Source organism: Synechococcus sp. R6-5, from assembly GCF_047461775.1.
Taxonomy (GTDB): Bacteria; Cyanobacteriota; Cyanobacteriia; order Thermostichales; family Thermostichaceae; genus Thermostichus.
Genome location: NZ_JANSHV010000030.1, coordinates 1 through 4,282 on the forward strand (window position 1 = coordinate 1; position 4,282 = coordinate 4,282).

The window sequence follows — 4,282 nt, forward strand, 5'->3', positions numbered from 1 at the left end:
TGCGTAGCGTGGTAGGAATCTCCGGCCTAAAGGCCGGGGAGGATGTCAATGCTTGTTTCCCGTACTGCTCAGCCACAGCCTCTGGCCGTTCCTGGAACGCACTACGCGCCCACCAGTAGCAAGCGCACCGTCTTGGCATGTAGCTGGCGCTGCTTTCTGACCGCTATCTTGGAGGTCTGAAACTTGAGCAGCAAGACAATAAACCAAGACAATAAACAATGTCAAATAATGTCAAAGAAAATGTCAAAGAATAAATGTCAAAGTTGTCCACCCAGAACCTGGCCGCCTTGGCGCTCATCCCGCAAGTCTTGAATGGGCCAACGCAAACAATGACTGCCACTTTCTGGTTTGGTACGGGACTGCCTTCGCCCAATCTGGTAGAGAAGGCAAGATGTGGTGAGTAGCTACTTGCATCCAGGTGGACGCTCGCCTTCTAAAGACTTCAGAAAATCTAGGGTGCGGTTATAAACAAACCGAGCTGTTCCCAACCACTGCTGCAGCGTCTGTCGCTGTTGTGCTGTCGGATACATCTCGTCCCCCAATCTTTTTGCCAGCGCCGGAGATGGAAACTTGCCGGTTGTCTCACCGCCATTTGGAATGGCCAACTGCAAGCCCAAAATCTGGGGGCGCGCAGGGAGGCCGAGACCTCCCTGCTTGTATACTTCTCTTGCGGCTGAGCTGAGCTCGAGGCCAAGCATGATCCCACCGCAAACTGCTATTCCCCAAGGGGCTGAGATCCTCTGCATCGGCACAGAATTGCTTTTGGGAGAGATCACCAATACCAATGCCCAGTACTTGGCAGCCGAGTTGGCGCAACTGGGGATCCCCCACTATTACCAAACGGTGGTGGGGGATAACGAGGCCCGCATTCACCACGCGCTGGAGGTGGCCTGTGGTCGTTCCAGCTTGATTCTGATCACCGGGGGTTTGGGGCCGACGCCGGACGATCTCACCCATGAGGCGCTGGCTTCCTTTTTTGGGGCGGAGATGGTGGAGCACCCCCAAGTGTGGGAAGAGATCCTGCAAAAGTACGGGCAGCGGGGCCTTGTGCCCTCGCCGAGCAATCGCAAGCAGGCTTTTCTGCCCCGGGGAGCGAGGGTGTTGCCCAACCCGCTTGGCAGCGCCTGTGGCCTCATCTGGCAGCCCCGGCCCGACCTGCACATTCTCACCTTCCCTGGGGTGCCGCGGGAGATGCAACACATGTGGCGGGAGACCGCCGTGCCTTATCTGCGCTCCATCGGCTGGGGAAAAGAGGTGTTCTACAGCCGGGTACTGCGCTATTGGGGCATTCCCGAATCGACGCTGGCCGAACGGCTGGGATCCCTGTTGGCGGGGGAAAACCCTACGGTGGCTCCCTACGCCAGCCAGGGGGAGGTACGCCTGCGGGTTACCGGACGTGCTCCCAGTCGTGAAGAGGCCCAAGCCTTGATCGCCCCGGTGGTGGAGCAGATTTTACAGATTTCTGGAGAAGACTACTTCGGCAGCGATGACGCCACCTTGGCCGGTGTGGTGGGGGAGCTGTTGCTGCAACGGGGTCAAACTCTGGCGGTGGCAGAATCCTGCACCGGCGGGCTGCTGGGGCAGTTGGTGACCGGGATCCCGGGCAGCTCCCGCTATTTTGTGGGGGGGATCGTGGCCTACGACAACCGCATCAAGGAGCAGCTTTTACAGGTGAATCCGGAAACCCTGCGACAGCACGGGGCCGTGAGCGAGGCGGTGGCCGCCCAAATGGCGCTGGGGGCCAAGCAAGTCCTGGGCTCCAACTGGGCCTTGAGCATCACCGGCATTGCCGGGCCAGAGGGAGGCACCGCCACCAAGCCAGTCGGTCTTGTGTATCTGGGTTTGGCGGATCCGCAAGGGAAGGTGGAAGTACACGAGTACCGGTTTGGCAGCCTGCGCGGCAGAGAGGGGGTGCGTTGGTGGAGCGCCCAGACGGCTCTGGATCGCTTGCGGCGGCGCTTGCTCTGCTACCCCCTTTAGGGGGGATCCAGTCTCTCGGGGTTGGATCCCTGAGTAAGCTGGGGGAGCAGATGGATCCAACCGATCTCCAGAAGCAGACCCTACCAGGCAAGGAGCAAGCCGATGATCCCCGATGCCGTCCAGGCGGGCAAGGAAGCCCTGCGGCAGGGCCGCCTTCAAGAGGCCATCCAACTTTTTGAAGGCTACCTGGCCCAATCCCGTCAGCAGGACAAAGCATTAGGGATCCCGGCAGACTCATCTGACGGCGAAGCCCTGGAAGCCCAAATGAACCTGGTGCGGGCCTACCACCAGTTGGGCCAGACGGAGAAGGCACGGTCCCTCTGCCTAGAGCTGCTGCAACACCCCAACCCCCAGGCGCAAGGCTGGGCCAAGAAGATCTTGCTTCGCCTGCCCACTGCAACAGAGTCCCTGGCTGCTCCGTCCGCCAAACCTGTCGAACCGCGTTCTGCTCCCCCAGAGGAGCCGTCTCCTGGAGCGGGATCCCTGTCCACCCGTCAACGGGCCGCCCAACTGGGTATGAAGATCCCCCTGCCGGAGCGGGCCGGCCCCCTGCATTGGGCCAAGTGGGGATCCCTGGGGGTGGGCATTGTCTTCCTTTGGTGGCTGAGCTTTGTGTTGGTAGGCAGCCATCTGGATTTTGGCCGGCTGAGTTTTCCGCGGCAGCTTTGGTTTTTGCAGGGGTTGCTGCCCTGGCTGCGCAATGGCCTGCGGTGGTTGGTGGCCGGCAGCCTGGCGGTCAACTTTGGAGTAGGCCTTCTCTTTTTTGCCCCCTGGCTGATGGATCAGCTCCACCAACGGCTGCACAAGTTGCGTTGGGCCAGGCTTGGCGAAATCGAACGCCACAGCCCCGAAACGGCGCGCCTGCTGCAGCGCATCTGTGCCCAAAACCAGCTAAAACAGCCCCGACTGGGGGTGATCCCGGATGCTGGGCCGCTGGCCTTTGTTTACGGCACTTTTTCTGATGGCTGCCGCATTGTGGTCACCCAAGCCCTGTTGCAGCAGCTTTCTGAGGATGAGATTGCCGCCGTCTACGCCCAGGCCCTGGGGCGAATTGTTAATGGAGATATCCTGGTCATGACCCTGCTGGGATCCCCGATTCAACTGGTTTACCTGGCCTTGGAGCAGGTGAGCAAGCTGGGGGAGGGGCGCGGCCAAAGTCGGCGGCGGGATCTGATCGGGCATGTGGCCCCTCTGCTCTACTTGATCTACACGGTGCTTTCCTATCCCCTGTTTTTCCTCTCGCGCCTGGGCACCTACCATGCCGACCATTTTGCCGTACAGGCAACCGGCAACCCGAACGGGCTGATCGCTGCTCTGCTCAAATCGGCTGCCGGCTTACAAGAGGCCCACAAAAATGACCGCCGACCTTCCTCGCTGTTGCACTGCACCCGCCTGTTCAGCTTTTTGGACTTCAAAACCATCGCCGCTGCCAGTGCTGCCGCCCGCCTCCAGGATCCCTCCCAAGCTGGCCAAGTCTTTCTTTGGGATCAAATCAACCCTTGGGCCCGCTGGATGCAGGTCAATTCCAGCCATCCGTTGCCGGGGCACCGCTTCAAGGTCTTGGCAGGATATGGGGAGCGGCTGCGCCTCGTGCCGGAGCTGAGTCTGGGATCCGGGTCCAAATTGGATGTGGCCCGCCTGCAAAGCCGGTTTTGGCTGGATCTGGCCATCTACGCAGCCGAAGTGGTCGGGATCCTCATTGGCTGGCTGGTGGGGCTGATCCTCTACCTGCTGCTGCAAAACCGTCTCGATCCCAAGGTGATCGCGGCAGCAGCGGTGGTGGGCTACGGGGTGGGCTTGTGGGCCAAAGCGGGGTTGATGTACGGGGGATCCCTGCCGGCAAGGCCGACGGATGTGCTCAGCTTGCTGGCGGATCCCGACGCGGATCCCCGCCGCGGACAATGGGTGGAGCTGGAGGGGGAGTTGGTGGGACTGGGCCCCTCCGGCTATCAACTGGGGGCAGAGCTGAAGCTGCAAGAGGCCACAGGGCTGATCCCGGTGCGCTTTACTTCCCCTTTGGGGCCGGTGGGCAATGTCTTTTCCGGCCTGAAGCGGATCCGCGCCCTGGTGGGCCGGCGCGTCAAAGTGGTGGGCTGGTTCCGCCGCGGCAATACTGCTTGGGTGGATCTGGCCTACGTCCAGGTGGGATCCAATAAGCTGCACAGCCGACCGCGCCTTTGGCTGGTTGTGTTCGGCTTGGGAGTCATCCTGCTGGGGATTTGGGGGGCGTTCTATTTCCCCAACTTGGCCTCTTACCTGCGGCGGTGGTGAGCCAGGCTGATACATTTACGCTGAACACTGC

Annotated in this window: 3 protein-coding genes; 2 read left to right on the forward strand and 1 reads right to left on the reverse strand. The window is 61.0% G+C overall.

Features of this window, described 5'->3' with window-relative positions; all coding sequences use genetic code 11:
• Positions 1 to 404 precede the first annotated feature (404 nt).
• Positions 405 to 746 (reverse strand): helix-turn-helix domain-containing protein, encoded by a 342-nt coding sequence (locus tag NW818_RS01770; RefSeq protein ID WP_414423674.1) that lies wholly within the window; start codon positions 744 to 746, stop codon positions 405 to 407.
• Between NW818_RS01770 and NW818_RS01775 the strand changes: the two genes are divergently transcribed.
• Positions 697 to 1,980: a competence/damage-inducible protein A gene (locus NW818_RS01775; protein ID WP_414331859.1), complete on the forward strand. Its 1,284-nt coding sequence runs from the start codon at positions 697 to 699 to the stop codon at positions 1,978 to 1,980. The two genes, NW818_RS01770 and NW818_RS01775, sit on opposite strands and share 50 nt — an antisense overlap.
• 102 nt (positions 1,981 to 2,082) lie before the next feature.
• Positions 2,083 to 4,251, forward strand: coding sequence for a M48 family metalloprotease (locus NW818_RS01780; protein ID WP_414423675.1), 2,169 nt, complete (start codon positions 2,083 to 2,085; stop codon positions 4,249 to 4,251).
• Positions 4,252 to 4,282 lie beyond the last annotated feature (31 nt).